This is a genomic window from Dolomitihabitans soli (assembly GCF_022213955.1).
In the GTDB taxonomy this organism is placed as follows: Bacteria; Actinomycetota; Actinomycetes; order Streptosporangiales; family Streptosporangiaceae; genus Streptosporangium_A; species Streptosporangium_A soli.
The window spans coordinates 110,889-131,751 of sequence record NZ_JAKNTW010000031.1 but is presented as its reverse complement, the minus strand read 5'-3'; the positions used below and the strand labels follow the sequence as shown (position 1 = coordinate 131,751).

General features: G+C 71.4%; 18 protein-coding genes. 10 read left to right on the top strand and 8 right to left on the bottom strand.

Features of this window, described 5'->3' with window-relative positions:
* Positions 1 to 113: 113 nt before the first annotated feature.
* The 7 genes from MBA17_RS39580 to MBA17_RS39550 form a co-directional block, all read right to left on the bottom strand.
* Positions 114 to 1,151, bottom strand: coding sequence for a LacI family DNA-binding transcriptional regulator (locus MBA17_RS39580; RefSeq protein WP_274386658.1), 1,038 nt, complete (start codon positions 1,149 to 1,151; stop codon positions 114 to 116).
* Between the two features lie 453 nt (positions 1,152 to 1,604).
* A complete protein-coding gene (locus MBA17_RS39575) occupies positions 1,605 to 1,757 on the bottom strand; it encodes a VenA family class IV lanthipeptide (RefSeq protein ID WP_238502856.1) in 153 nt (50 codons plus the stop codon).
* Positions 1,758 to 1,923: 166 nt separating this feature from the next.
* A complete protein-coding gene (gene lanL / locus MBA17_RS39570) occupies positions 1,924 to 4,662 on the bottom strand; it encodes a class IV lanthionine synthetase LanL (RefSeq protein WP_238502855.1) in 2,739 nt (912 codons plus the stop codon).
* Between the two features lie 443 nt (positions 4,663 to 5,105).
* Positions 5,106 to 5,570 carry a DUF2690 domain-containing protein gene (locus tag MBA17_RS39565; protein ID WP_238502854.1) on the bottom strand — a complete coding sequence of 155 codons (465 nt, stop codon included), beginning with the start codon at positions 5,568 to 5,570 and terminating at the stop codon, positions 5,106 to 5,108.
* Positions 5,571 to 5,865: 295 nt separating this feature from the next.
* Positions 5,866 to 6,732, bottom strand: a complete 867-nt coding sequence (locus MBA17_RS39560) for an NBR1-Ig-like domain-containing protein (protein WP_238502853.1) — start codon at positions 6,730 to 6,732, stop codon at positions 5,866 to 5,868.
* 480 nt (positions 6,733 to 7,212) lie between these two features.
* Positions 7,213 to 8,307: a hypothetical protein gene (locus tag MBA17_RS39555; protein ID WP_238502852.1), complete on the bottom strand. Its 1,095-nt coding sequence runs from the start codon at positions 8,305 to 8,307 to the stop codon at positions 7,213 to 7,215.
* 395 nt (positions 8,308 to 8,702) lie between these two features.
* Positions 8,703 to 9,527, bottom strand: coding sequence for a hypothetical protein (locus MBA17_RS39550; protein ID WP_238502851.1), 825 nt, complete (start codon positions 9,525 to 9,527; stop codon positions 8,703 to 8,705).
* A 768-nt stretch (positions 9,528 to 10,295) separates the two neighbouring features.
* Between MBA17_RS39550 and MBA17_RS39545 the strand changes: the two genes are divergently transcribed.
* The 3 genes from MBA17_RS39545 (at position 10,296) to MBA17_RS39535 (ending at position 11,903) form a co-directional block, all read left to right on the top strand.
* Positions 10,296 to 10,637 (top strand): hypothetical protein, encoded by a 342-nt coding sequence (locus tag MBA17_RS39545; RefSeq protein ID WP_238502850.1) that lies wholly within the window; start codon positions 10,296 to 10,298, stop codon positions 10,635 to 10,637.
* Between the two features lie 87 nt (positions 10,638 to 10,724).
* A complete protein-coding gene (locus MBA17_RS39540) occupies positions 10,725 to 11,051 on the top strand; it encodes a hypothetical protein (RefSeq protein WP_238502849.1) in 327 nt (108 codons plus the stop codon).
* Positions 11,052 to 11,066: 15 nt separating this feature from the next.
* A complete protein-coding gene (locus MBA17_RS39535; protein WP_238502848.1) occupies positions 11,067 to 11,903 on the top strand; it encodes an alpha/beta fold hydrolase in 837 nt (278 codons plus the stop codon).
* Between the two features lie 112 nt (positions 11,904 to 12,015).
* Here the strand turns inward: MBA17_RS39535 and MBA17_RS39530 are convergent, their stop codons facing one another.
* Positions 12,016 to 13,113: a serine hydrolase domain-containing protein gene (locus MBA17_RS39530; protein ID WP_238502847.1), complete on the bottom strand. Its 1,098-nt coding sequence runs from the start codon at positions 13,111 to 13,113 to the stop codon at positions 12,016 to 12,018.
* Between the two features lie 806 nt (positions 13,114 to 13,919).
* Here MBA17_RS39530 and MBA17_RS39525 point away from each other — a divergent pair.
* The 7 genes from MBA17_RS39525 to MBA17_RS39495 all read left to right on the top strand — a co-directional run bounded on the left by MBA17_RS39525 (position 13,920) and on the right by MBA17_RS39495 (position 20,834).
* Positions 13,920 to 15,128, top strand: coding sequence for an inositol-3-phosphate synthase (locus MBA17_RS39525; RefSeq protein ID WP_238502846.1), 1,209 nt, complete (start codon positions 13,920 to 13,922; stop codon positions 15,126 to 15,128).
* Entirely contained in the window at positions 15,128 to 16,003 is an 876-nt protein-coding gene (locus tag MBA17_RS39520) for an SCO3242 family prenyltransferase (RefSeq protein ID WP_238502845.1), read from the top strand. The genes MBA17_RS39525 and MBA17_RS39520 overlap by 1 nt, the downstream gene beginning before the upstream one ends.
* Entirely contained in the window at positions 16,000 to 16,839 is an 840-nt protein-coding gene (locus tag MBA17_RS39515; RefSeq protein WP_238502843.1) for a sugar phosphate isomerase/epimerase family protein, read from the top strand. The genes MBA17_RS39520 and MBA17_RS39515 overlap by 4 nt, the downstream gene beginning before the upstream one ends.
* Before the next feature lie 71 nt (positions 16,840 to 16,910).
* Positions 16,911 to 17,483, top strand: a complete 573-nt coding sequence (locus MBA17_RS39510) for an EboA domain-containing protein (protein ID WP_238502841.1) — start codon at positions 16,911 to 16,913, stop codon at positions 17,481 to 17,483.
* Positions 17,483 to 18,334, top strand: coding sequence for a TatD family hydrolase (locus MBA17_RS39505; protein WP_238502839.1), 852 nt, complete (start codon positions 17,483 to 17,485; stop codon positions 18,332 to 18,334). Before MBA17_RS39510 ends, MBA17_RS39505 begins: the two co-directional genes overlap by 1 nt.
* Positions 18,334 to 19,461, top strand: coding sequence for a metabolite traffic protein EboE (gene eboE, locus MBA17_RS39500; RefSeq protein WP_238502837.1), 1,128 nt, complete (start codon positions 18,334 to 18,336; stop codon positions 19,459 to 19,461). The genes MBA17_RS39505 and eboE overlap by 1 nt, the downstream gene beginning before the upstream one ends.
* Positions 19,458 to 20,834 carry an alkaline phosphatase family protein gene (locus MBA17_RS39495; RefSeq protein ID WP_238502835.1) on the top strand — a complete coding sequence of 459 codons (1,377 nt, stop codon included), beginning with the start codon at positions 19,458 to 19,460 and terminating at the stop codon, positions 20,832 to 20,834. Before eboE ends, MBA17_RS39495 begins: the two co-directional genes overlap by 4 nt.
* The last annotated feature ends 29 nt before the right edge of the window (positions 20,835 to 20,863 follow it).

Genomic DNA, 20,863 nt, shown 5'->3' with positions numbered 1-20,863 from the left:
ACCTCCTGGCGGTGGACGATCACCGGATTTGTCCGCGGTGCCCCGGCCTTCAGACCGGGCGGCCGTGGCATGCGGACTCCGGTGAGGTACGGCCGGCATCGGCGGAGCGCTCGTCAGCGCGGGCGGGCCGCCGTGCTGTCCCGCACGACGAGGGTGCCCCTGACCGTCTCGCGCGTGATCTCCCCCGCTGCCGCCCTGGTGGTCAGGGCGAGCCTGATCGCTCGTGCGCCGATGTCCGCGAACGGCACGGCGACGGTGGTCAGCTGGGGCGTCACGTCCCGCGCGAGCGGGATGTCGTCGAAGCCGGCCACGGACACCCGGTCCGGCACGGCGACCCCGGCGGCCCGGCACGCCGACAGCGCGCCGACGGCGACGGTGTCGTTGACGGCGACGATCGCATCCGTCTCGGCCAGGCCCTCGCGGATCAGCCGGGTGACCGCGTCGAAGCCGCCCTGCCTGCTGACCTCGGTGGTGATGATCCGCACGTCCCGCACGCCACCGGTGACCAGTCCTTCCACGCACCCCGCGGCACGGGCGGCGGAGAAGGCCCGGTCCAGGGTCCCGGCCAGGATCACCACCCGCCGGTGCCCGGTGCCGGCCAGGTGGGCGCCCATCAGCCGGGCGGAGCCGCGGTCGTCGACGCCGATCGAGTCGAACGGCAGGTCGATGCTCCCGTAGATCACCACCCGGCCGCCGTTGTGCTCGTAGGCGAGCAACTCGTCGAGGAGACCCCCGTTGAACGCCGTCGCCTCGATCCGGCTGGAGGTGAGCACCAGCGCCCGCGGCCGGAACGCGCAGAGCTTCCGGACGGTCTCCAGCTGCCGCTCGGGAATGCCACGTGTGGAGGAGACGGTGACGAACCCGTCCACCAGGCGGGCCCGCCGTTCCATGGCGGCGAGCACGACGGCGATCGAAGGGCTGGTCAGGTCATCGGCGACCAGCACGATGGCGTCGCTCTTGCGGTTCATCGCCCGCGCGGAGACGTCGACCGTGTAGCGCAGCGCCGAGGCGGCCGCCAGGACCTTCCGCACGTTCTCCGGGGTCACCGTGCGGGTCCCGCCGCCGAGCGCCCGCGAGGCGGTCGCGACCGACACGCCTGCCGCCGCCGCAACGTCACGCAGTGTGACGGTCGGCCTCGCTCGATGCGGCAATCCGGTATCCCCTTCCGCACAGGGTGAAATGGATGGCGCGAAGGCTCAGAATAGCCGTTCTCGACATGGCAGAAAGGAACCGGTCGCCTACGTCTGGAAATATGCGGTGTCATCGCTCCGGCGCGACCGGAGCCACCGTGCGGTCAGCTTCTCGGCCGTGAACGCCCGGGGTTCCACGCCCGATCACGCTGAATCCGATCACGGCGTGACTGGCAGAATGGCCGGGTGAACGAAGGAACGCACCGCGTGCCGGCACCCCTGTGCGGACGCCTGCCCCGACACCACACTGCCGCCGGGCGACCGGCCGCCCGGCGGCAGATGTGTCGAGGCCACGGCCTCGTCCGGGGGTCGCGGATCGGCCTTCAGCCGCCGCTTTACCTGTGTTCGTCGAGGTTGCGGTACCGGGCCGCTACACGTCCCGGGCCCGCCGTACGGCATTCGCCGTGCTGACCGTCAGCACGAGATGCCGATGCAGACGGTGTTCAGCACCGTCAACAGGCCCACGCAGGCGCACGTGTCCGCGGCTTGGATCCCGTCGATCTCGGTGGGCTCGGTTTCGGGCAGTTCCCGCAACGAGGCCACCAGGTCGATCTCCAACGTCTCCATTTCTCACCTCCTTCACTTGTGTGGTGCGGGGCGGTGGTCCGGGCCGGTGAGACGCCGGGGACCGCCGTCTTGCTGAGATCGGCGCGGGTGAGGGGGCGCCCCGGCCTGGTGTGGTCGTCGCCGGGCCGACTTCGCGATGCGGGCCGACGCGCACGAGTGACGGTGGTCATCGCCGGTGACCTTGGGTGGTCGGGGCGGAGTCGGCCATCCAGAACCGCGGCGAACCGTGGCACAGCCGCAGCAGGAAGGCCAGGACACCGCTCACCCCGTCTCCCCAGGTGGCGGAGACGTCGGCGTGGTCGTCGGGGACCACCAGATTCCCGTCGCGGTGTGCCCCGCTGGCCAGGATGATGCGGGCCTGCCGCCAGGCGGCGGCCGCATACCGGTCGTCGCCGGTCATCGCCGCCATGTCGAGCAGCAGGTCGCCGTTGCCGGCCAGCCCGTGACACTGACCCAGCACCGGGCGCCAGAAGTGATCGATGACGGCCTGGGCCGACCTGCCGGCGAACTGGGCGTATCGCTCGTCGCCGGTGGCCTGATGCAGCCGGACCAGGAACGCGGCGATGCCGCCCGAACCGTGGCACCAGTACGGCGCGGTGGGCTCGTCGCCGGGGCCGGAGCCCCACATGGCGGTGCGGCCGGTGGTCGCCGCCGTCAGCAGCGTGTCGCCGACGCGCCCGGCCAGCGACAGGCAGTCGGCCCGGCCGGTGGCCTGCGCGCAGGCGAGCAGGAAGTATCCGACGCCGGCGATTCCGTGCGCGAACCCGTACAGGCGCTTGCCGGTCATCCGGGACGCGTAATCGGGCTGTGCGGGCCAGCTCAGGGGTTCGGTCCGCTGGTCGGCGGTGGCGATGAGGGCGTCCGCGGCGGCGTTGGCCCGGCCGGCGAAGAACGCCTCGCCGGTGCGCCGCCACAGGTGCAGGGCCGTGAGCCCGACACCCGCGGTGCCATGGGTGATGTCGGGGATCGGGATCGACGCCGGAAGGGCGCGGGCCACGGCGACCGCGGTGCCGACGAGCCGGTCATCGCTCAGCGCCCGGCCCGCCTCCAGCAGCGACCAGGCGGCGCCCGCGGTGCCGAAGTACAGCCCGGCAGGTCTCCTCTCACCGGCTTCCAGCCGCTCGGCGATCCATCGGCCCGCGACGTCGATCGCCTCCGCCACCCGAGGCTCCCCGGTGTGCTCGAAACACCGGGCGAGTACGGCCAGCGGGCCGGCGGCGCCGTGCTGAACGCAGAGCGGGTCCGGGGCTCCATGGGCGCAGGTGCCCGGCCACAGGCGCTCCGACTTCGGGTCCATCGCCCCGATGAGGTAGCCGGTGAGGCCGGTGACGGCCCGCGCGCACTCCTCCCGCAGCCCGCTGGGTTCGGCGTCGCGCCGGATCTCCCGGGTGTCGCGGCGGTCCTGATGCGTGGCCCGGCGCGGCGTCTGGGCGGCCAGCACGTCGCGCGCCTGCGACGCCGTCCAGCGCCGGCCGGGCTCCTCGGCCATCAGCCCGACCAGCAAACGGGTCAGCCCGGGTGGCAGAGCGCCGTCGGCGCGGGCCGCCAGCCATGCGGTGAGGCGGTCGGCCAGGGGCCTGGCGTGCGGTCGCTCCGGCAGCAGGTGGACAGGCGCGCCGGTGCACAGGTAACACAGGGTCGCGCCCAGGCTGTAGTGATCGGCCGACACCGCGGGCGCCGCCCCGGCCCACTGTTCGGGCGCTCCGTATCCGGGCGTGCCCCCGCGCAGGGGTCCGGCGGCCGGGTCCCTGTCGAACGCGGCCATCTCCAGATCGATCAGCACCGGGCTGCCGTCGGGGCGCACCATGATGTTGCCGGGGTTGAAGTCGCGCAGCACGAGCCCGGCCTCGTGTGCGGCGGTCATCGACTCCGTCAGCCGCCCGGCCAGGGCGAGCGCCTGGGGAAGGTGCGGCCCCCAGCCGAGTTCGGCGATCAGCTCGTGGGCCCACTGGCGCAACGTCACCCCCGGAATCATCTCCTCGGCCATGAACAGGTGCCCGCTCTGGGTGAACAGCGTGACGAGGGCGGGGGCCAGTCTCAGATGTTCGATCGCCTTCAGCGCACGGGCCTCGGCCCGAAGCAGATCGCACGTGTCCCGGCCCGACTCGTCGGCGGCGATGTGCGGGCGCGCCTCCTTGATGACCACCATGTCGCCGGTGCGGGTGTCCAGTGCCCGGTACACCCCGCCCTTGTTGGTATGACGGATCGCCTCCCGGACCTGGAACCGGTCCCCGAGCAGCACGCCTCCGCCCTGCGGGCCGTGGGCGGAGCCCAGGCCGTTGTCGGGGAAGGGACAGGCGACCCAGGACGGCGGCGTGTACCGGCCGAGCCGCTGGTCCTCCACGGGTTCGCCGTCGGGACCGGTGATGACCCACACATAGAACCCGTCGTTGGTCAGCTGACGCTGTTCGACGAACGCGCCGTACCGGTAGTGAACGAGACTGCCCTGGGTGTACGGGCGGTCGGAGAGGATCCGGGGCCCTGCCAGGCCCGCCGTCGCCAGGTGCAGCTCGCCGGCGAGACGGGCCGCTTCGGCATCGGTGTCGGGGTAGACGGTGATGAACTTGCCCGCATGGCCGCGTGCGGTGTTACGCGCGGTCAGCGTCGCCACGTGATCGATCGTGGCGGCGAACTTGAACGCCGACCGCGAACCCAGCAGCACCGTGAGAGACCGGGTGAGCACCTCCGCCGCCGATGCCGGGGTCGCCGACACGTGCAGCTTCCAGCCTTGGGACCGGAGCGCCGAACCGTTCCGGCCGAGGCGGCACCAGATGCCGTTGCGATCCGACCGCCAGCTCCGGGGATCGGGCAGCGCCCGGAGCGCCCGGGCGAGCACGTCGGTCAGGGCGGTGTCACTGGAGTCGTCGTCCGGCGAGGTCGCGAAGACGCTGAAACTGATCGCCATCGCCACGCTCCCCGCCGTCCAGCCACTGCTCGTGCCCCCGCCTACCAGGAGGCCATCACCAAGGCAAACTATTTGTAATCGACCTGCTACGCAGGGTAATTTTCCTGGCGTGGAGTGGTGAAACCTCACCCAGCGGTCACTCATCCCTTTCAGCCCGGTTCCCGTCTCCGACCCTTCTCGACACGGTGGCCGGGGCGCCGCCGATGATCTCGTAAATGCGGGAAGGCCTCCGGGTTCGGTGTGGACTGCGACATCTGCACCGTGATCCCGAAGGCCCTCGTGTTCCACCGTGGCGCCCGTCGATCGAGGCCCGCCGGCTGCGCCCGCGCCGCCGCACGCCGCCAGGTCGCGGTGGCCACGGCTCGCCGGCGCGTCCGTACCCCGGTTCCGTCGCGCCGCCGGTTCATCCGGCCGAAGCCGGACCTATCACCCGGTGAGGGGGGCTAGCACTTGCTGGAAGCCAGGAGGACCTGGTTCGCGCCGCCCGAACCCCAGTAGGCGCGGCCTCTCGCGCAGTTCTGCGATCGGGAATACACCATGTTCCCGTAGTGCAGACCCTTGGTCGGCTGGGTGCTGAAAGAATCGCAGAACGCGGTGCCGCTCGCGGTGTAGTCGCACACCGTGAACTTGAGATATTGCCCGCCACCGGCATAGCCGGGGGTCCGGACCCAGTTGGTCTGGCAGTTGGGCGACCACCGGAGTTCGAATACGCCCTTTGCGGTGCTCTTCTTGTCGACCACCGTGGAACCGGCCGAACAGCCGGTGTCCACCGGATCCTTGTGGTCGCACCCGTAACCGCTGCACGTTACCGCGGCGGCGTTCACCGGAGTCGCCTGCGCCCCGAGCAGGGCCGTGCCGAACAGCGCGGCCATGGCGAGGGCCCGGCGAGTGTGCGTGAGGTTGCGCATGTCTGTTACCTGTCTCTCGAACGTGGAAGGTCTTCCGCCGGCGCTTCACGAGACCGTGTCGCGCCTGCCTCCAACGTCACTGTTCACACCACTGTCCGGTAGCGCCTGACGTGGGCTGGCGACAGATCTGACAAGAAAGGGAGACCGGCGGCGAGCGTTCCCCAGGTGTCGCACTTCGGCGGCGGGGAACGGCTTGGCGCGAAGGCGTTCGGCGGTGATGCGCCACGCCGGGGAACGGCTGCCCGCGGTGATCAGCAGGAGGCCGTCGGCGGGCAGTGCCGGCCCGGTGAGACGGTCAGCGAGAGAGCGGGTCGGCCGCGTCCTTTCCAGAAGGCGTTTCCCCTTCGTCCACGACATGGACCAGAAAGAAGACCGGCCGAGACGTCGGAAACAATATTCGACCGTTCACGTCGACCATCTTCCATTTGACGACGCAGGTTCCAGGTGTGCTCGGCGCCGTCACCGTAACGCTGATCTTCACACGTTCGTTGGGCAGCGTATCGCCGATGGGAATACGTTCCACTGTGCGGCATCCACCCGGCAGAACCGGCTTGTCATCCCTTTCCAGATAGCGGTTACGCCAGAAGATCGTCCCGGAGTTCTGAATTTCCCACACCTTCACGAACGTTTCGTTCACCTTGACCAAGGTGCCATCGGGAATCGTCACATCGGTCACGAACCGGCTTCGGTCACCGGAGATCAACGGCCCGGACGGCGGGCTCGCCGTACCCGGCGGCGGTTGCCGTCCCAGCACCAGGAAGCCGGCCACGAGGGCTCCCGCCGCGCCGATGGCCAGAGCGCCCAGCACGATGACGCGCCGGCGGCCGGGCGCGCCGGGTCCGGGGTCCGCAGCCGGTACGGCCGGCCACACCTCAGGTGCCTGCTTCCGATCCGTCGCGTCCCTGACCCGCTCCCAGCGGGAACGCCACTGGCCCTCGTCTCCCCCGCAGGCCCTGACGAACTCCTGAGTGGTCGCCCAGGAGGGGAAGCGGGACCCGGCGGCCGCTTCGTGCAAGGTGGTGTGGGAGATGCGCCGGGATCGCCCCGCCATCCGCCGGAACGACGGATTGCCCGCCGCGGCCCGCAGGCTCCGTAACTCCGCGGCGAACCCACTGATCAGATCTTGCTGCCGCTCGTCATCGTGGGAAGCACTGTCCCGCATCAGCAATCCGCCCTGTCAAACAGCCCTCTGCCCGTGCCGGGCACTACCCGGTCTGCCGCCCTCGACTCGGCGACCATGCGATGCGCTGTTCGCAGGGGAGTCGACCCGCCGGGCGGCTTCCATATGCATTTGGGTACCCAAATACAACGTAGCGTTACTCCACGTAAGGCTAGTTTGACATGGCCGGGCGCCGCCGTACCGGATTAGTGGAGAGCAGGCCCCTTGGGGCGCGGGAATTCGGCGCGGGCCGGAAACGACCCGGGCACGCACCTACTTCGGCGAACCCGGCAACTGGGCGGATATCCCACATATAGAGGAATACGTCGATTTCAAACGTTGATGTACCTATCGAGTAGGCGTCGGCCCGGTCGATGTGCGCGGGTCAGCTGAATCGCGATCCAGTCCTCTTCGTATCGGGTGCAGGGCCTGCGGCCGGGCCCGGAACGTGTCCGTGCCCGGTCGCCGAGGTCCCTCCGTCGATCAGTGGTGGGAGGACTGCCGGATCCCCTCTTTTCGCCACACTTTGAACAGACGGCGAGCCGATCCGCCCACCGGACCGACCGCCTCGTACAGCACCGTTCGCGAGACCGGCTTCGCCTCGGCCGCGGCGGTCACCGCGTCGTCCGCGTCGGTGATGGTGTGCGAGCAGACGCTTTTCAGGTAGTCGGGGATCTGGAGCCGCGGGTCCGTGCATCCGACCAGCGGGATACCCGCCGCGGCGACGATCGGGAAGATCGTCCCGGGGATGCCGATGGCGACCTCGGCTCTCGCCGACGCCTGGACCGACGGGACCGTGCTGATCTCGTACCGCTCCCACAACGAGCGGTCCTCACGCGGATGCAACCCGACCAGGACGTGCTTGCCGGCCGCGGCCAGGCGTTCGGCCGCGTCCATCAGCAACTCGGTGCCCGGGGCCGAACCGCCGGTGTCGTCCGACTTGGTCACACTGGTGAGCACCAGTACGGTGCCCGGTTCCGGGGCGCGCCTGGGCAGGTCGTCCGTCTGAGGCGTGCCCACGACGCTGATCTGGCGGCGGGTGCCGAGGTAGTCGTCGAACACCTTCGCCTCGGCCGGCGACGACGCGGTGATCGCCCGGAGCCGTTTCCTGAACTCCGCCGCCCGCGGCGCCTCCTTGGGCAGCTGGTAAGCCAGCGAGGCGGCGATCAGCGGCAGGTTCCGCAGCCGCGCGGCGCAGTCGGCGGGCCAGTCGCCCGCGCCGGTGACGACGAGCAGGTCGGCCTTGGGAACATCGTCAAGGGTGGCCACCCGCACCGGGTCCTGCGGCGTGACACGAGATCGGTCGGGGACGAGCTGGACGATCTCCCACCCGAGGCGCGTCGCCTCGGGGAGCAACGGCAAGGCGTGATAGGTCCCCCACGGCTCATTCGTCGCGATCAGTACTCGTACCCGTTCCCTGCCGCCCAGACGCTCGGCCGCATGGGCGGCACCACCTCCGAGAACAGCGAGACCGGCCCCGGAGAGCACACCGGCCAGCAGGGAACGCCTGGAGAGTCCATGGCCCGATCGCCCCACAGCGTCCTGAACCATGCCCTGCGAAGTGTCCTGAAATGTCATGAAATGGGAATCTAGGGGACGCTCGCTGCCTGACCGTGAACGGAGGCTGTCATTCTTGGAAATGCCCTCCCTGACGGCACGCCCACCGATCACGTGGCAGGGCTAGGACGCACACCCCGACGGGTCACCCCGCGCAGGATCCGGAGGTCGTGGCGGAGCCGGCCGGACACGGAACGACAGGCAGGACCGGCGTCACACCACGACCGCCCTCCTGCCGAATCCGGGACTCTGCAGCCGAAACCGCCACGACCCGGTGAATCACACCGCGGCTCGGAACCCGTGCCGACGTTCACGGCACCCGCCAAGGATCACCAGGCGCCACCGGCCACCCGGAACTCGATGATCGGGTGACGCGAGCGCAGGTCACCGGAACGCGGGTCGCGGAGGTTGTCAGCTCAAGGGCTCGGCGGCGGAGTGGGGGCCGGGGTCTCCGACACGGTGGGAGTGGGGATGGGCGTCGTCGGGACGCCTGTGGGGGCGGGCGTCGTCGGGACGTCCGTGGGGGTGACGGTCGGCGTGGCCGGAGGCGGGACGGGCGGGGTCTCCGGAGGTGTGACCGTGGGAGGCACGGTGGGGCTTTGAGTAGGTGTGGGGCAGATCTTGGGGGTACGCCACTTACCGAAGGCGGACCCCTGCCTGGAGGACCACCATTCGTTGCCGCGCCAACGGATCTTGCCGGACCGCGACAGATCGTATACATGGGCGGCCGTCGCGGTCTCCCCCGCTGTCGCGGCCTCCCCCGCCGGGGCGGCGGCGACCAGCACCCAGTCGCCCTGCTTCACCTCACCGTCACCTCGCCGGCCGACGAAGGTCCGGGTGGAGTCGTTGATCCCGTACACCTTCTCGTAGCCGTCCTGGCTTCTCACGGTGATCGAGTCCTCGGCCAGCGCGGTCGCCTCCCCGGTCTGGGTGAGCACCGTGAAACCGCAGCCGTCCTTCAGCGGCACGACGAACTCGCCGTGCAGAGTGCCCAAGAACGCCCGTGGATCAATGCGGGGCATCTTGACGGTGGGCGTCGGGACCGGGATCGGGATCTCGACGGGCGGAGGCGGCGGAGGCGGAGGCGGCGTGTCGGTCGGCGCCCCAGTGGGTGTCTCGGTGGGGGTGTCGGTGGGGGTGCCAGTCGGGGTCTCGCTGATGGTCGCGGTGGGGGTCGGCGTCTCGGGGGGCTGCGGCGTCGCCGCTGACGCCGCGGCCATCCCGATGCCGCCTGAGGTCACGAGCGTGAAGGTGGTCGCGAGTATCAGTGGGTGGTGAATGCGCCGCCGCGACCGGCTCGATCCAAGCGTTTCGTTCGGTTTGTCGGGGTTGATGGGCTTCACGTAGGTCCTCCAAGCAGTGACCTGAATTACCGTCCACCCGATAAGGGCGGCGTTCGGCGGGGGGTTCCGCCGGCCAGTCAAGAACGACGCTCCGGCCCGTGCCGCCGCGCCCTCCTCGAAGACTCGCGAAAGACTTCCCGCTTTGTGAGGACCCATGCGAGCCGATCGGCCCGCGTCACCGCGCGAATCGGCATCGAGGTGTCAGAAGAATCCGCATGACGTGTCAAAGGCCAGTTCACAGGGCCGCACCGATCAGTCGCCCAGGAACGAACCTCGCAGAAATTTCCCCTGAATTCATGTTCTCTGCCCGGTTTGCGAGCACGACACAGGGCGAATCCGCCCGCCGTACGGCGGGGCGGGGGCGTCGGCGGTTCGCGGCCGGATGCGCCTGCGCGGTCGCCGGCAGCGGCGCTCCGCCGGACGACCGAACGGCTGGGACAGGGAACCCGGAGGCGCGACCGAACCTCCCCGGCCATCGCCGCCCGCCCGAGACGCCGACCACAGCGGCCCTACGACTGCACACCTGCGACGACCCGGCGATATGACAATCCGTGACCGAAGCGTTACGCGAATAGCTCGAACCACTAGGAGCCACTGAACGACTACAAGTTGTCACAGTTTTCCGGCCCTGACGGTCGGAACAATCATGAAACGGGGAGATCCCACATGTTCATCGGCAAGAAGGACGCTCGCCCAGCGACGAAGTCAAGCGCGCGGAAGGTGATGGTGCTGGCTCCGATCCTGCTCGGCGCGGCCCTGCTCGCGCCGGTCGGAGTCGCGCACGCCGCGAGCCCCGCCGACGCCGCACGGCCGGCCGTCGCCTCGCAGCACACGGCGGCCAGGCCCTGCGGAACGGAGTGCAAGGCCGGCTTCCGCCAGGGATACCGCGACGGATACAAGGACTGCCTGACGGAGACCAGCCAGTCCCGTAGCCGCCGCGGATTCAACGAATGGGCCCGCGGATACGACATGGGATACCGGCGCGGCTTCTACGCCTGCGAAAACTAACCGGAAGAAGGCGGCAGGTCCCCCGCGCGGGACCTGCCGTCCCCAGCAGCCCGCCGTCGGCGCAGATCACCGTCATGGGCGTCGCGGATGTGGCGTTTCTTCCTCTTCGGCGCGGCCGGCTACGGCATCCTGGCCCGGTCGTACTCCCGGCACACCGGCCCGGGGCCCGGCCCGGCCGTGACGGGCGTCATCGGGGCTCCGCTTCTGCTGGCCGCGCTCCTCGTCGCGGCTCCCGCCGTACTCGCCGCGGCCGGGATCATGCCCGCCCTTCAGCGGCCGGACGCGCCGGTGCTCGACCCGATTCGGACGGGTCTTCGACACCGGCTCGGCACCCTGGTCACGGTGAGCCGAACCGGACCGATTCCTTCTCAGCCCAGGAGCCGTCATATAGCCAGGAACACGAAAATAGCCTGAAGCGGAGTACCAATCATGTCCACCACCAGCGAAAAGACCACCGCAGTGAACTCGACGGTCATCTCCAGCGACGGAACCGAGATCGCGTTCGAACGGCTCGGCGCCGGGCCCGCGGTCATTCTGGTGTCCTCGGCACTGGCCGACCGATCCGACGCCCGTAAGCTCGCCGGCCTGCTCGCCCAGCACTTCACGGTGATCAATTATGACCGGCGGGGGCGCGGTGCCAGCGGGGACACCGCCGGGCACACGACCGAGCGCGAGGTCGAGGACATCGCGGCGTTGATCGCCCACGTCGGGGGCTCGGCGTCGGTGTTCGGCAGTTCGTCGGGGGCGGTGCTGGCGTTGCGTGCCGCGGCGGCCGGGCTCGGCATCGAGAAGCTCGCCCTGTACGAGCCGCCGTTCGTGATCGGTGACGACGGCTTCGGGCCGCCTGCGGACTACGCCCAGCGGCTCGACGCGCTGCTGGCCGCCGACCGGCGCGGCGACGCGGTCAAGTACTTCATGACCGAGGCCCAGGGCATGCCCACGTTCATGGTGGCCATGATGCGGCTGATGCCGGGTGCGTGGTCGAACCTCAAGTCGCTGGCGCACACCCTGCCCTACGACGCCAGGGTGATGGGCGAGACCCAGCAGGGCCGGCCGCTGCGGGCGGGCGAATGGTCGGCCGCGAAGGCTCCGGCCCTGGTGCTGACCGGCGGCAAGAGCGCCGCCGGATTCCACGACGCCGCGCGGGCACTGGCCGGCATCCTGCCCGAGGCCGAACACCGTACCCTGCCCGGCCTCAACCACGGCGCCGTGGTCATGGCTCCCAAGAAACTCGCGCCCGCCCTCGTGGAATTCCTGCGCGGCTGACCCTGGCCTGGCCGGGTGCCGGTGCGGGCCCATCGTCCATGAGCCGGGCGTCGCGGGGCCCGGGTTGGTTCGCGACTCAAGGAGCGCGCGTCGGGGGTCACGGGCCGGTCGCTCAGTCCTCGCCCACCACGGCCAGGTCGTCGCCCAGTGCGGCGGCGATCTCGGCGGCGCGGGAGTGATCGTCCAGTCGGCGCGTCAGGTAGGCGCAGGCGTGCTGGTGCCTCCGCGACCACCAGGCGGCCGAGCCGCCGATCCCGCCTTTGGCGATCTTGCCGCGGTCGCGGACGAAGCCCAGTGTCCAGGTGATCCTGGTGCCGAAGACCTCGTCGAAGTCCGTGACCTGGGAGGCGAGCAGTTCGGTGTGCAGCCGCGGCCCCAGCAGCGCGTGCACGGGACCCTCCTCGTCGGTCAGCTGGGAGAAGAACTGTGCGATGGAGGTCGCGGTCGCGTGCAGGTTGACCGCACCGAAGACCGCCTGCCGCCAAGCCCTGGAGTTCGCCCGCTCGACGTCCAGCGTGCCGGCGGGAATCTGGAGCCACGGCGCCGCGTGCAGTCGACGTGGCCAGTCCGGGTCGGCGTACTCCAGGTCGGCGACGCGGTCCAGGGCGTGATCCGGCACCGCGAACCAGGCGTCCAGATCCAGCGCGGGCCGCACCGTCTCGTTGTAGACCTCCGCTAGCGTGGTGCCGGCGCCCGCGCGCAGAATGCCGTCGACCAGGTGGCCGTAGGTCAGCGCGTGCTCCCCCAGCGATGTCCCCGGAACGTACTCCGGCGCCGCCCGCGCCAGGCTTTCACGCAGCCCGGCGTCGTCCAGCAGATCCAGGCCCGCGGCTTCGGCCGGGAAACGCGGCTGCCCCGCCCGGTGGGTGAGCACCTGGCGCAACGTGGTGCGCTCCTTGCCCCGCACTCCGTACGCGGGCCAGTGGCCGGCTATCGGCTCGTCCAGAGCCAGCGCGCCGTCACGTACCGCCACCAGGGCGGCGAGCGTCACGAACGACTTCGACAGAGAGTACGGCTGGACGAGGGTGTCCGGTCGCCAGGGGCCGCGCCGCCCGGCATCGGCCCATCCCCCGCTCAGCCGGACGACCTCCTGGCCTTCCCTCCAGACCGACACACCTGCCCCGGTCTCCCGGCCGTCGTCCACCAGTTGCTGAAAGACCTGGCGCACCGCTTCGTACCCGTCCGCGACGAATCCCGCGACCTTCACCACGTCCACCCCTCTGCCACCGCGGCCAGGCCCCTCCGGCACGAGCACCCGGGCCGGTCGGCCACGGCACCGTGCTGATTCCTGGACCGTCTGGCGGAAATCTCGAACATCACATACCTCCCTAGGGTGTGCCCGAATATACCCGGCGAGGGTATCCGTGCAAAGACCTCGGCCAAAGCCGAGCCGCGACGGCCGGGCGACGAGGAGCGTCGCGCACCCGGCCATGTGCGGGCGAGGACGGGCCGGAGCACCGCATGGCACGTTGGTGGAAGAAGCGGGCGTGCCGCCGCATCAGCGGAACTTTCTGCGAGACTGGACCCGACTTACGCGCCCCGTCGTCGAAAGAGTGACACCGCCAATCGAAAGAGTCACCGGCTTCGGACTTGCCGGCGTTTCGCGTGGAGCCGCCAGGAGAGCCTGTTGGCATGCCTCGAAACATCGGACCTATGCCGACGAGCCCCCGGACGGTCGAGCGCGAAGACAGGGCTGTGGGCTGCTGTGCAACAGGATCCCGGAAAGCGATCGGTAGTTCACAACCGCGACTTTGGCCCTTGACGGACTAAAGACATCCAATGTTAACTGCGCTCAACAGACCCGATTTGTCGGCCATGCGGCCACTTGGACGGATTGCCGGAGACGGGTCTGCAGCGCTCAAAGGGTTCGCTGGGCACCCGCGCCGGTCGCCGATCGCCGGTCGCCGGTCGCGCTGCCCAGCGGCTCCTTCCACGCTCGCGCCGCCGTCCAGCTCTCATCGACGTTCTCAATCTTCTGACCCTCTGCCTCAGCCGAGCGCCCCCACAGGAGACCAGATGAGCACAGGAGTGTGGCTGATCGGAGCGAGAGGATCCGTCGCCGTCACCACCATGACGGGGACCCTCGCGATCCGCGCCGGCCTCGCTGAACCCATCGGATGCGTCACCGAACTCCCCGGACTACACGGCGACGTCCTGCCCGGCCTGGGCGAACTCGTCTTCGGCGGGCACGACATCTCGCCGACGCCCCTCGCGAAGCGGGCCGAGGCCCTGGCCGGCGCCGGGGTCGTCCCCTCGTGGCTGATCAGGGCCGTGCGCGACGATCTGCTCGCGATCGAGGAGGACGTGCGTCCCCTCCCCGCCGGGGCGGACCAAGCCGAGACCGCCGCGCTGATGGTCGCCGATCTCGACGGCTTCCGGCGGCGGCACCGCCTGGAGCGGCTCGTCGTGATCAACGTCTCGACCACGGAGCCCGCGCCCGAGCCGCATCCGGCGCACGCCGACCTGGACGCGCTGCTCGCCGAACTGCCCCGCGCACCGGCCGTCCTGCCGCCGAGCGCGCTCGCCGCCTACGCCGCCTTCCGCGCCGGCTGCCCCTACGTGGACTTCACCCCTTCGACGGGCGCCCGGCTGCCCGCACTCGACCGGCTCGCCCGCGACCTCCGCCTGCCGTACGGCGGGCACGACGGCAAGACCGGTGAGACGCTCGTCAAGTCGGTGCTCGCCCCGATGTTCGCGGTCCGCAACCTGGCCGTGCGCTCCTGGTCGGGGATCAACCTGCTGGGCGGCGGCGACGGCGCCAACCTCGCCCAGCCGGGCCCGAACGCCGCCAAGGCCGCCAGCAAGCAGCGGGTGCTGGCCGAGACGCTCGGCTACGTCCCCGAGGGCGCGACCCGCATCGACTATCTGGAGGCCGCCGGCGAGTTCAAGACGGCCTGGGACCTCGTCACCTTCGAGGGATTCCTCGGCACCCGGATGCGGATGGAGTTCACCTGGCACGGCTGCGACTCCGCCCTCGCCGCGCCCCTGGTGCTCGACCTGGCCAGGCTCACGGCCGCGGCGCACCGGGCCGGGTACTCGGGCCCGCTGACGGAGCTGGCCTTCTTCTTCAAGGACCCGATCGGTCCCGTCCCGCACGCGCTTCCCGACCAGTGGCGGCTGCTGTGCGACTTCGCCGGTCGTCTCGCCGGAGCCTCTCCCCACCCGGCACCCGCCGAGGATCCCGCCGATCATGGCGAGGAGGATCACGGCGAGGGAGCGGGCTGATGGCCGGGTTACGCGACCTGCTGGAGATCGTGCGAGCACCCGCCGCCCTGTCCGTGCCGGGTGACGTCATCGCCGGCGCCGCCGCCTGCCAGGTGCTCGACCGCCGTACTCTCGGCCTGGCCTGCTCCTCCGTCTGCCTCTACGCGGCGGGGATGGCCGCAAACGACTGGGCCGACCGCCACCTCGACGCGGTGGAACGCCCCGAACGGCCCATCCCCTCCGGAAGGGTGACGCCGGCCGGAGCGCTCGGACTCGCCGCGGGACTCACGGCCGCCGGAATCGCCGTCGCGGGACTGGTGGGCGGACGGCGATCACTCGCCGTCGCCGTCCCGCTCGCCGCCACCGTGTGGGCGTACGACCTGGCCGCGAAGGGTACCCGGGCGGGACCGCTGGCGATGGCGCTCTGCCGTACCCTCGACGTGCTGCTGGGCGCGAGCCCGGCTCCCGCCGTGCCGAGCCCGCACGCCACCGTCCGCGCGTTGCCCGCCGCGCTCACGGTGGGGGCGCACACCTACCTGCTCACCGTGCTGTCGCGCGGCGAGGTGTCGGGGACGGGCCGCCGCCTGCCCGCGTGGACCATGGCGGGCACGGCCGCGCTCACCGCGTTGTCATCGTCGCCGGCGGGCGGCCGGCAGGCGGTGATCCAGAACGCGCTGGCCGGCTGGTACGCGGCACGGTTCGGCCTGGAGCAGGCCCGCGCGGTCGCCGACCCGTCGGCGCAGCGGGTCCGCGCCGCCGTCGGCGCCGGCATCGTCTCGCTGCCCGCGCTCCAGGGCGCGCTCACCGCCAGGGCCGGCGACGCGCGTGCCGGGCTGGCCGTCGCCGCGGTCGTCCCGCTGGCGCGGGCGCTCTCCCGGAAGGTGTCCCCGACATGAGCGGCGGCGTCCGCTTCGGCTACGGGACCAACGGGTTCGCCGACCACCGGCTGTCCGCGGCGTTCGAGGTCATCGCCGGTCTCGGCTACGACGGGGTCGCTCTCACCCTCGACCACGACCACCTGGATCCCTACGCGGACGGGCTCGCACGCCGGGTGGCCGCCGCCGCCGACAGGCTGCGCGACCTCGGGCTCGCCGTCGTCATCGAGACGGGCGCGCGCTACCTGCTCGACCCCTGGCACAAACACGCTCCGACGCTGCTGCACGACGACCGCGAGCGGCGGCTGGACCTGCTGCGCAGGGCGATCGCGATCGGCGCCGACCTGGGCGCCGAGGCGGTCTCCTTCTGGGCGGGGGTACGGCCCGCCTCGGTCGCCGAGGCGACCGCCTGGGACCGGCTCATCGAGGGGTGCGCCCACCTCGTCGACGCCGCCGGGCGAACCGGACCGCCGCTGGGGCTGGAGCCCGAGCCCGGGATGCTGGTCGAGTCGATCGCCGACTGGCGCCGGCTGTACGACGCGCTCGGGCGACCGGCCGGCTTCGGCATCACCCTGGACCTGGGCCACTGCCGTTGCCTGGAGCCCGGCACCGTGCCCGGCTCTGTGCGGGCCGTCGCCGAACATCTGGTCAACGTGCAGATCGACGACATGCGCCGGGGTGTGCACGAACACCTGGAGTTCGGCGAGGGCGAGATCGACTTCCCGCCGGTGCTGCGCGCCCTGGCCGACTGCGGATATCGAGGGCTGGTCTCGGTCGAACTGCCCCGCCACTCGCACGCGGCGCCTCAGGTGGCCGCCCGCTCGATCGATTTTCTGCGTGCCGCGATGGAGGTGTGATGGACGCCGGGCTGCCTGCCGTACCGGATGGGACGGGATCGCCGGGAGTGGATCAGACGGAGGCTCAGCTGTTGCCTGACGTACCGGACGCGGGGTGGCTGGCGGAGGCGCGGGCGCGGGTGGCCGAGCGGCCGGAGACGGTCGGCCGGTACTTCGCGGCGGCGGGCCGGCAGGTGGGCAGGGCCCCGCTCGCGGACGCCCCCGGGTGGCACGCCGACGAGGCCGCGCGGGCCCTGCTGCTCGCGGCGCTCCCGCCCGGCCGCCGCGCCGAGGAGGCCGGGGAGCTCTACGGTCACGGGGACGCCGGGGAGAAGCGCGCCGTGCTCAAGGCGCTGCCGATGCTGGGGATCGGGGCCGCCGCCGTGCCCCTCCTCCTGGACGCGATCCGGACCAACGACACGCGCCTCGTCGCCGCCGCCCTCGGCCCGTGCGCGCGGCACCTCGATCAGCCCGCGTGGCGGCAGGGCGTGCTCAAGTGCGTGTTCATGGGCGTACGGCTGGCGCTGGTGCACGATCTCGCGGAACGGGCCGACGCCGAGCTCGCGACCATGCTCGGCGCCCTGGCCGACGAACGCGCCGCCGCCGGGCGCACGATGCCGGACGACGCGATCACCCTGCTGCGCAGTCTCACCCGGGAGGTTTGATGCGTATCTTCGACCCGCACATCCACATGAGTTCGCGGACGACCGACGACTACCGGCGGATGGCCGCCGCGGGAGTGCGCGCGGTCGTGGAGCCGGCCTTCTGGCAGGGTCAGCCGCGCACCAACCCCGGCTCGTTCACCGACTACTTCGACGCGCTGATCGGCTGGGAGCCGTTCCGGGCGAGCCAGTACGGCATCCGCCACCACGCGACGATCGCGCTGAACCCCAAGGAGGCGGGCGATCCCCGCTGCCGTCCGGTGCTCGGCCTGCTGCCCCGCTACCTGGCCAAGGACGGCGTGGTCGCGGTCGGCGAGATCGGCTACGACTCGATGACCGCCGACGAGGACACCGCGTTCGCCGCGCAGCTCGCGCTGGCCGTGGAGCACCGACTGCCCGCGCTGGTGCACACGCCGCACAGGGACAAGGCGCGCGGAACCCGGCGTAGCCTCGACGTGGTCGCCGAATCCGGCATTCCGCCTGGCATGGTCCTCATCGACCATCTCAACGAGCTGACCGTCGGGCTCGTCCGTGAATCCGGCTGCTGGGCGGGGTTCTCCATCTATCCCGAGACCAAGATGTCGCCGCCGCGGATGGTGGCGATCCTGCGCGAGCACGGTCTGGACCGCATGCTGGTCAACTCCGCGGCAGACTGGGGCGTCTCCGACCCGCTGCTGACCCGGGTCACCGCGGACGCGATGCTCGACGCCGGTTTCAGTCCCGACGACGTCGACCGGGTGATGTGGCGCAACCCGGTAGAGTTCTACGGCCAGTCGGGGCGGCTCGACCTGTCCGAGATCGCCGAGGTGAGTCCCACGTTCGCGGGGAGCTCGATCCTGCGGGGCGGTTCCTGATGAGGCTGCGCCACCCCGGAGGCCGGGTCCTCCACCTGAGCTACTGCACCAACGTGCATCCCGCCGAGGACCTCGACGGGATCATCGGGCAGCTCGACGCCTACGCGCTGCCGATCAGAGAGCGGACCGGCAGCGCCGTACTGGGGCTCGGGCTCTGGCTGGCCGCGCCGGTGGCCGCCGCGCTCGCCGGCGACCACGCGGCCTGCGCCCGGCTCCGCCGCGAACTGGACGTCAGGGGCCTGGAGGTCGTCACGCTGAACGGCTTCCCCTACGCGTCGTTCCAGCAGCCGGTCGTCAAGCACGCGGTCTACCGGCCGGACTGGACGGAGGCGGACCGGCTCACCTACACCCTGAACCTGGCGCGGGTGCTCGCCGTCCTGCTCCCCGACGACGCGGCGAGAGGGTCGATCTCCACGCTGCCGCTCGCGTGGCGGGACCCGTGGGACGACGCGCGGGCGCGGCTCGCCGACCGCGCGCTCGACGACCTGGCCACGGGACTCGCCGGCCTCGCCGCCGCCACGGGACGCGTCATCCGGGTGGGCTTCGAACCGGAACCAGGCTGCGTCGTGGAGACCACCGCGCACGCCGCCGCCGCGCTCGCCCGGGCCGACACCGAATGGCTCGGCGTCTGCCTGGACCTCGCCCATCTGGCGTGCGCGTGGGAGCGCCCGGCGGACGCCCTGCGCACCCTGCGCCGGGCCGGTCTGCCCATTGTGAAGGTTCAGCTCTCCGCCGCCCTGGAGACCAAGGAACCGCACGCCGTACGCGACTACGTCGAACCGCGTTTCCTGCACCAGACGCGCAACCCGGACGGCGGAGCGGCCGACGACCTCGACGAGGCGCTGGAGCGGGAGATGAGCGGGCCGTGGCGGGTGCACTACCACGTGCCGCTGCACGTCAGACCCGATCCGCCGCTGGCCACCACGGTGCCGGTGCTGCGCGAGGCGCTCGCGAAGCTGTTCGGCGGCCCCGAGGCGGCGTGCGACCACCTCGACGTCGAGACCTACACCTGGGGCGTGCTGCCCCCCGCCCTCCGCCCGCAGACGGCCGGCGAACTCGCCGACGGCATCGCCGCCGAACTGGACTTCGCCCGCACCGAGCTGCGCGACCTGGGAGTCGGCGCATGACATCGCTGCTCGTACTGGACGTGGTGGGGCTGACCCCGCGCCTGCTGGAACACATGCCCCGGTTGCGCCGGGTCGCCGACGGCGGCTTCCAGGCGTCGCTGGGCACCGTACTGCCCGCCGTCACCTGCTCGGTCCAGTCCACCTTCCTCACCGGCGAGCTCCCCTCGGGGCACGGCGTCGTGGGCAACGGCTGGTACTTCCGCGAGCTCGGCGAGGTGCTGCTGTGGCGCCAGCACAACGCGCTGGTCGGCGGGGAGAAGGTGTGGGAGTCCGCCAGGCGGGCGCGCCCCGGCTACACGGTGGCCAACGTGTGCTGGTGGTACGCCATGGGCGCGGAGGTCGACTGGAACGTGACGCCCCGGCCCGTCTACCACGCCGACGGCCGCAAGGATCCCGACTGCTACACCGATCCGCCGCAGCTCCACGACGAGCTGACCGAAGCACTGGGCACCTTCCCGCTCTTCAGCTACTGGGGCCCCGGCGCGGGCATCTCCTCCTCCACCTGGATCTGCCGGGCCGCCCGCAGGCTGCTGACCCACCACGAGCCGGACCTGACCCTGGTCTACGTCCCGCACCTCGACTACGACCTGCAGAGGTACGGCCCGGCGGACCCGCGCTCGGCCTCCGCCGCCGCCGCCCTGGACGTGGTGCTGACGCCGCTGCTCGACACGGCGGCGGCGCGCGGGCACACGGTCCTCGTCCTGTCGGAGTACGGCATCACGGAGGTGTCGCGCCCCGTCGACGTCAACCGGATGCTGCGCGCCGAGGGACTGCTCCGGATCCACACGCAGGCGGGGATGGAGTATCTCGACCCGTGGACGTCCCGCGCGTTCGCCGTCGCCGACCACCAGGTGGCGCACGTCTACGTGCGCGACCCGGCCGAGGTGGCGGCCGTGGCCAGGCTCTGCGCGACGCTGCCCGGCGTGGCGGAGGTGCTCGGCGAGGAGGGCAAGGCCGCGCACGGCCTGGACCACCCGCGCGCCGGCGAGCTGGTCCTGCTCGCCGATCCCGAGGCGTGGTTCACCTACTACTACTGGTTCGACGACGTCCGCGCGCCGGACTTCGCGCGGATGGTGGAGATCCATCGCAAGCCCGGCTACGACCCCGCCGAGCTGCTCTTCGATCCCGCCGATCCCGCCGCCGCCAAACGCCGCGCCGCCGTCGCCCTGCTGCGCAAGAAGCTCGGCCTGCGCTACACGATGAACGTCGTGGGCCTCGACCGGGGCGCGCGAGCCGTACGGGGATCACACGGGCGGCTCCCGGCCGACGATCGCGATGCCCCCGTCCTGCTGTGCTCCGACCCCTCCCAGGCCCGAGAGCGCGTCGCGGCCACCGAGGTCAAGGACCTGCTGCTCCGCCTGTCACTCCGCTGAGCATCCGCCCGGGGCCGCTCCCGTCGATC

Coding starts and splice junctions, on each gene's coding strand:
- MBA17_RS39495 (WP_238502835.1), top strand. CDS start 19,458: ATGACATCGCTGCTCGTACTGGACGTGGTGGGGCTGACCCCGCGCCTG.
- MBA17_RS39515 (WP_238502843.1), top strand. CDS start 16,000: ATGAGCGGCGGCGTCCGCTTCGGCTACGGGACCAACGGGTTCGCCGAC.
- MBA17_RS39560 (WP_238502853.1), bottom strand. CDS start 6,732: ATGCGGGACAGTGCTTCCCACGATGACGAGCGGCAGCAAGATCTGATC.
- MBA17_RS39555 (WP_238502852.1), bottom strand. CDS start 8,307: ATGACATTTCAGGACACTTCGCAGGGCATGGTTCAGGACGCTGTGGGG.
- MBA17_RS39505 (WP_238502839.1), top strand. CDS start 17,483: ATGCGTATCTTCGACCCGCACATCCACATGAGTTCGCGGACGACCGAC.
- MBA17_RS39535 (WP_238502848.1), top strand. CDS start 11,067: ATGTCCACCACCAGCGAAAAGACCACCGCAGTGAACTCGACGGTCATC.
- eboE (WP_238502837.1), top strand. CDS start 18,334: ATGAGGCTGCGCCACCCCGGAGGCCGGGTCCTCCACCTGAGCTACTGC.
- MBA17_RS39525 (WP_238502846.1), top strand. CDS start 13,920: ATGAGCACAGGAGTGTGGCTGATCGGAGCGAGAGGATCCGTCGCCGTC.
- lanL (WP_238502855.1), bottom strand. CDS start 4,662: ATGGCGATCAGTTTCAGCGTCTTCGCGACCTCGCCGGACGACGACTCC.
- MBA17_RS39540 (WP_238502849.1), top strand. CDS start 10,725: ATGTGGCGTTTCTTCCTCTTCGGCGCGGCCGGCTACGGCATCCTGGCC.
- MBA17_RS39545 (WP_238502850.1), top strand. CDS start 10,296: ATGTTCATCGGCAAGAAGGACGCTCGCCCAGCGACGAAGTCAAGCGCG.
- MBA17_RS39575 (WP_238502856.1), bottom strand. CDS start 1,757: ATGGAGACGTTGGAGATCGACCTGGTGGCCTCGTTGCGGGAACTGCCC.
- MBA17_RS39520 (WP_238502845.1), top strand. CDS start 15,128: ATGGCCGGGTTACGCGACCTGCTGGAGATCGTGCGAGCACCCGCCGCC.
- MBA17_RS39565 (WP_238502854.1), bottom strand. CDS start 5,570: ATGCGCAACCTCACGCACACTCGCCGGGCCCTCGCCATGGCCGCGCTG.